At 39.9% G+C, this 6,000-nt stretch carries 6 protein-coding genes; 5 read left to right on the top strand and 1 reads right to left on the bottom strand.

The features are described from left to right. Positions 1 to 11 precede the first annotated feature (11 nt). On the bottom strand, positions 12 to 524 hold the full coding sequence (locus TY15_RS18260) for an acyl-CoA thioesterase (RefSeq protein ID WP_040204066.1): 513 nt from the start codon (positions 522 to 524) through the stop codon (positions 12 to 14). A gap of 129 nt (positions 525 to 653) precedes the next feature. Between TY15_RS18260 and nadE the strand changes: the two genes are divergently transcribed. From nadE to TY15_RS18235, 5 genes are all read left to right on the top strand, one after another. Further along, positions 654 to 1,475, top strand: a complete 822-nt coding sequence (nadE, locus tag TY15_RS18255) for an ammonia-dependent NAD(+) synthetase (protein ID WP_040204065.1) — start codon at positions 654 to 656, stop codon at positions 1,473 to 1,475. Between the two features lie 379 nt (positions 1,476 to 1,854). After that, entirely contained in the window at positions 1,855 to 3,312 is a 1,458-nt protein-coding gene (locus TY15_RS18250) for an amino acid permease (protein ID WP_392391442.1), read from the top strand. A gap of 213 nt (positions 3,313 to 3,525) precedes the next feature. Then, on the top strand, positions 3,526 to 4,359 hold the full coding sequence (locus TY15_RS18245) for an amino acid ABC transporter substrate-binding protein (RefSeq protein ID WP_074432838.1): 834 nt from the start codon (positions 3,526 to 3,528) through the stop codon (positions 4,357 to 4,359). After that, the gene (locus tag TY15_RS18240) at positions 4,346 to 5,044 is read left to right on the top strand and encodes an amino acid ABC transporter permease (protein WP_040204062.1); all 699 of its coding nucleotides are present in this window, start codon (positions 4,346 to 4,348) and stop codon (positions 5,042 to 5,044) included. Before TY15_RS18245 ends, TY15_RS18240 begins: the two co-directional genes overlap by 14 nt. 15 nt (positions 5,045 to 5,059) lie before the next feature. Beyond that, positions 5,060 to 5,794 (top strand): amino acid ABC transporter ATP-binding protein, encoded by a 735-nt coding sequence (locus tag TY15_RS18235; RefSeq protein WP_040204061.1) that lies wholly within the window; start codon positions 5,060 to 5,062, stop codon positions 5,792 to 5,794. The last annotated feature ends 206 nt before the right edge of the window (positions 5,795 to 6,000 follow it).

Here is a 6,000-nt window from a genome sequence, read left to right as displayed (position 1 = left end):
ATACGCTTTTCTTATTCCCAAGGTTTGTGGGTGGTTAGTACATTCGCTAGTTCCTTACTGCTTTTTCTATGTACTTTCCGTTTCTCAGCTCTTTCTTTTCCTGTTTCAAAAAGTTTCTTTTCCTCGTCTGTTTCAGGGATAATGTTGGGAACCTTTGTTGGTTTACCTTGAGCATCTAAGGCTACGAACGTTAAAAAGGCAGTTGCTGCCATTTTTCTCTCCCCAGACAAAAGGTTTTCCGCAATCACTTTTGCGAATATCTCCATTGAAGTTGTCCCGGTTGAGGAAACAAACGTTTCAATGCAAACGGAATCCTTTGGAGTAATTGGGCTAAGGAAATCAACTGAATCAATCGAAGCTGTTACACATTCTGCTCTCGAATGTCGCGTTGCTGAAATGGAGGCTATCATATCGATATCACTGATCAGCTTTCCGCCAAACAGAGTGTTATGGTCATTTACGTCATTCGGAAAAATCCTGCTTGTTCTCACTACCCTTGTTTCATTACATGTTTTTGCATCCATTCAAATCACTCCCCATTGATATCTGTTTTTACTATACCCATCTCACCTAGCAAAGTTCTCTGATTTAGTGAAAAAGAATAATTTGTGGTACATTACATATATCAATTAATTGGGTAGGAGGTCAATAAAATGAGCTTACAAACACAGATAATGCAGGAATTAAACGTGTCTGCACATATTGATTCAAAGGCGGAGATTCGGAAACGAATTGATTTTTTAAAAAACTATCTCGTCAAAACAAAAGCGAAGGGCTATGTGCTAGGGATTAGCGGAGGGCAAGATTCAACGCTCGCCGGACGACTTGCACAGCTAGCTGTTGAGGAACTAAGAAGTGCAGGAAAGGATGCTTTATTTATAGCGGTCAGGCTTCCATACGGGACTCAACAGGATGAAGAGGATGCCAAACGGTCATTAGCGTTTATTCATGCTGATCAAGAGACGATCTTTAATATTAAAGGAGCGGTTGACGCGGTCCAAAAAGAATATGATACAAGCCATACTGGGGAGCCGTTACGTGATTATCATAAAGGCAATGTCAAGGCGAGGATGAGAATGATTGCCCAATATGCGATTGGCGGTATGGAAGGATTGCTTGTGATTGGGACGGATCATGCAGCAGAGGCTGTAACAGGATTTTTTACGAAATATGGAGATGGTGGTGCCGATGTTCTTCCATTAACAGGGTTAACAAAGCGGCAAGGGAAGGCATTATTAAAGGAGCTTGGTGCAGATGAGCGTTTGTATTTAAAGGTTCCAACAGCTGATTTACTCGATCAAAAGCCAGGACAGGCTGATGAAACAGAATTAGGAATAAGCTACGACGAATTGGATGATTATCTTGAAGGGAAGTCAGTTAGTCCTGAAGTTGCAGAAAAAGTAGAAAAACGCTACCTTGTGACAGAACATAAACGCAGACTCCCTGCCAGTATGTTTGATGAATGGTGGAAATAAGAAGAACACGGGATTGTCTTAAAGGACAATCCCTTTTTATGATTTGTTGGTGTTAGAGTGCCTGTTAAATTCACTTTTCCTCCTATGGATAAATCTATCCATATTTCCAAAAACCCTTCATTTGATAGACAAGAAAAAGCGGATATAATGGGTCCTATAGCAGGGTACGTGAGCAACTTATCGTAAAGAATCCAGATCTTCAATGTATAGGCCATTATGGTTTCCGTTGGCTACTTTTTTTTGCTATTTTTTACCTCGCTAATACTTTAGTGGGATAGAATTTTCCATTGACAAAGCATTTTATAGACCTTATATTTAATAATGTTGATTAATATTTATACACAAATGATGGTCGAAAAATATTATTTTGCGATATAAAATGCACCTTAAGGAGGTTCAAACTTTGGGGAAGTCAAATAAATTAGGATTTTGGGTATTAACAGCCCTTGTCGTTGGAAATATGGTCGGATCAGGTATATTCATGCTTCCGCGCTCTTTATCAGAAGCAGCAAGTCCAGCAGGTGTCATTTCTGCTTGGCTCGTAACGGGACTAGGTGTTTTAATGACGGCACTTGTATTTGGAAACCTAGCAATCCGGAAACCAAATTTAACGGGTGGACCGCAAATTTATGCAAAAGAACTGTTTAAATCAGGTTCACATGCCTCAACTTTATCAGGATTTATGTCAACCTGGGGGTACTGGATCGGAAATCTAGCCGGAAACGTTGCGATGATCACAACCTTCGCAGGCTATTTATCCACTTTCTTTCCTATATTAACGAGTGGTGCCAAATGGTTCACCATTGCAGGTTACACGGTCAAAGTGGGAAATGGGTTAACCTTTATGGTTTGTTCCATTCTTCTGTGGGGAACGCACTTTATCATCTTACGTGGTATGGAAAGCGCAGGAAGATTAAACTTTATGGCTACTGCGGCTAAAATTGCAGGCTTTATCTTGTTTATCATAGTCGGATTATTTGCGTTTGAAAAAAGCAATATCCTTCCGTTGATGGCAACAAGACTGGATGATGCAGGGCATACGATCGGGATTATGAGCCAAATCAACAGTGCTGCCGTCAATACGTTATGGGCCTTTATTGGAGTGGAATCAGCGGTGGTGTTTGCTTCACGGGCTCGAAAACAAACAGATGTGAAAAGAGCTACTATTCTTGGCTTGTTTATCGCACTAGGCATTTATATTGGGATTAGTACACTTGTGATGGGAATGCTGGATCAGAATACACTCATTCACTCTGAAAAACCGTTAATTGATGCCATTCAAACCGTATTAGGACCAATAGGTGGTAAAGCATTAGCCGCAATCGGGTTAATCAGTTTGTTTGGGTCAACGATTGGCTGGCTCATGTTAAGCGCGGAAGTCCCTTATCAAGCGGCAAAGCAAGGATTATTCTTACCTGCCTTCTTAAAAGAAAGCAAAAAAGGATTGCCTTCATTTTCGATGCTGGTTTCAAATGGTTTAGGACAGCTGTTTATTTTTTCAACCGTTTCAAAGTCGATATCCGGTGCATTTGATTTTGTGATTGTTATTGCAACGCTAGCATACTTAGTACCGTATTTCATATCTTCTGTCTATCAGTTAAAGCTAGTCATTACTGGGGAGACGTATAATGGCGCTACTAAATCGAGAATAGCAGATGGAATTGTCGCGCTATTATCAACCATTTATTCTGTCTGGGTTATTATTGCAGGAACAGCTGATTTAAAAACCTTTACGTATGGCATGATTTTATTAGCGAGTGGGATTTTCTTCTATAGTCCACTAGTAAAAGGGAAAAAGGCAGTAGCAGCTGAAGAAAAAAAGGCATTATCCGCGTAACCTATCAGATTATCTGATAGGTTTTTTTCTGGAATTGGAGTTGTGAGTGCTCCGATCGTGGTCTTTTAGTTGACGAGATTTCTTTACATTGATTTAATGAATAAGGGCAAAATATTCATGAATGTTCACAATCTATTCTTTGACAATCAGGAATGGTGTGTATTATGATGATTAAATCCAAGAAAAACAATCAGAATTAGGGGGATTTAGAACGTGAAAAAACTTACAGTTATGTTTGCATTATTACTAAGCTTTATGTTTGTTCTTTCAGCATGTGGTAAAGATGATAATGCTAGCAAAGATAATGATAAAACAGACAATAAAACAGCTGAAAAGGCTGACCAAGATTTATTAAAAAAGATTAAAGATGATGGAAAGATTTTAATTGGAACGGAAGGTACATATCCGCCCTTCACTTTCCACGATACAAGCGGCAATTTAACTGGCTTTGATGTTGAACTTGCAGAAGAAGTGGCTAAGCGTCTTGGCGTAAAAGCTGAATTCAAGGAAACACAATGGGACGCAATGTTTGCAGGTCTTGATGCGAAGCGATTTGACATGGTGGCTAACCAAGTAGGAATTCGTCCTGATCGTCAAGAAAAGTATGACTTCTCAGATCCTTACATTACATCATCTGCAGTACTAATCGTAAGTAATGATAACACAAAGGTAAAAACCTTTGAAGATATCAAGGGATTAAACTCTGCTCAGTCCTTGACAAGTAACTATGCCGATATCGCTAAGAAATTTGGTGCGAATATTGTCGGTGTAGAAGGATTCCAACAATCGGTGGAATTGCTGTCACAAAAACGCGTGGATGTTACGGTTAATGATAAGTTAACTTATTTAGATTTCAAAAAGAATAAACCCGATGCACCTGTTAAGGTAGCGGCAACTAGTGATGACGCTTCGACTAGTGGGTTTATGTTTAGAAAGAAAAATGATACTCTTGTTGACGAAGTAAACAAGGTATTAAAAGAGATCGTCGATGATGGTACCTACAAAAAAATCTCTGAGAAATGGTTTGGTGAAGATGTACTTAAATAGTATTTTTCCTGACCCAGAAAGAGCAGATAGATTAATCGAGATTGCCAAAACTTCCCTCCAGCCATTGCTGGAGGGTGCTGTTATGAATACCATCCCATTAACGATTATTTCATTTATCATTGGGATTATCCTAGCAGTACTAACAGCGCTTGCCCGAATTTCACAGGTGAAGATTTTTCAAGTGATTGCCAGAGTTTACGTCTCAGCGATACGGGGAACGCCCTTGCTGGTTCAGTTATTCATTATTTTTTATGGTCTTCCTAATCTAGGCGTAACCCTGGATCCATTTATATCTGCAGTCATTGGTTTCTCGCTAAGTGTTGGTGCATATGCTTCAGAAATTATTCGTGCTGCGATTATCTCGATTCCTAAGGGGCAGTGGGAGGCTGGTTATTCAATTGGAATGACCTATACACAGGCATTAAAACGGATCATCCTACCGCAGGCAACAAGAGTATCCATACCGCCATTATCAAATACATTTATTAGTCTCGTTAAAGATACCTCACTTGCTTCGCTTGTGCTTGTAACGGAGATGTTTCGCAGAGCTCAGGAAATTGCTTCCACCAATTATGAATTCTTATTAGTTTATTCTGAAGCAGCATTTGTCTATTGGGTACTTTGCTTTTTCCTCTCTCTTCTTCAAGGGTTTATGGAAAAGAGACTGGACCGTTACATGTCATAATGAGGGAGTTTTACGATGATTTCAATTAAAGGATTATATAAGCAATTTGGTCAATTAGAAGTCTTAAAAGGGATCGACCTCGTCGTTGAAAAAGGAAAAGTGGTCGTTGTCATCGGTCCGTCGGGCTCTGGTAAAACCACGATGCTACGCTGTTTAAATGTGTTGGAAACTCCGACAAAAGGTGCCATTTCTATTGAGGGGCAAAATTTGGACTTTTCAAACGGTGTCCCTAAAAAACAAATTACCTCGTTTCGACGCTTAACTGGTATGGTATTTCAAAGCTATAATCTCTTTCCTCATAAAACAGCTCTACAAAATGTCATGGAAGGGCCGATCATTGTCAAAGGGGAGAGTAAAGAGGCAGCCCGGAAAAAAGCACGAGCACTACTTGAAAAAGTTGGTCTTGGTGATAAGGTTGATTACTACCCAGCACAGCTTTCAGGTGGGCAGCAGCAGCGTGTCGGTATTGCCCGGGCATTAGCGATGGAACCAGAGGTCATGCTGTTTGATGAACCAACCTCAGCCCTTGATCCAGAACTAGTGGGAGAGGTTTTAAAGGTCATGAAGGATCTTGCTCAGGAAGGAATGACCATGATCGTGGTGACCCATGAAATGCGCTTTGCCCGTGAAGCGGCCGATGAAGTTATTTTTATGGACGGTGGCGTGATTGTGGAAAGAAACAAGCCCGAAGAGATTTTTACGAATCCAAGAGAAGAACGAACAAAGAAGTTTTTGAATATGATTCAGTAAGGTGCTATAGCTACAGGGCTATGGCATTTTTTTATGGCATTATTTCGTAAAATCATCTAAAATTGTGAAACTTTTCCTTTATTGATTCGTATTACCTACTATACATAATAAAGAGAGGCAGGAGTGATGCACCATGCTTGAATTTTTCAGAAGTTCAAAACTGCTTGGACATTTTCCTTTATTTATGACAAAAAAATAAGGATTGA

The sequence above is a fragment of the Neobacillus jeddahensis genome, assembly GCF_000612625.1.
GTDB lineage: Bacteria > Bacillota > Bacilli > Bacillales > Cytobacillaceae > Neobacillus > Neobacillus jeddahensis.
Note: the sequence above shows the minus strand (reverse complement) of the source record. Positions and strands in the feature narration are given on the sequence as shown.

Excerpts from the sequence above, each read along its gene's own strand:
- TY15_RS18240 (WP_040204062.1), top strand. The coding sequence starts at position 4,346 with ATGTACTTAAATAGTATTTTTCCTGACCCAGAAAGAGCAGATAGATTA.
- TY15_RS18235 (WP_040204061.1), top strand. The coding sequence starts at position 5,060 with ATGATTTCAATTAAAGGATTATATAAGCAATTTGGTCAATTAGAAGTC.
- TY15_RS18260 (WP_040204066.1), bottom strand. The coding sequence starts at position 524 with ATGGATGCAAAAACATGTAATGAAACAAGGGTAGTGAGAACAAGCAGG.
- TY15_RS18250 (WP_392391442.1), top strand. The coding sequence starts at position 1,855 with ATGCACCTTAAGGAGGTTCAAACTTTGGGGAAGTCAAATAAATTAGGA.
- nadE (WP_040204065.1), top strand. The coding sequence starts at position 654 with ATGAGCTTACAAACACAGATAATGCAGGAATTAAACGTGTCTGCACAT.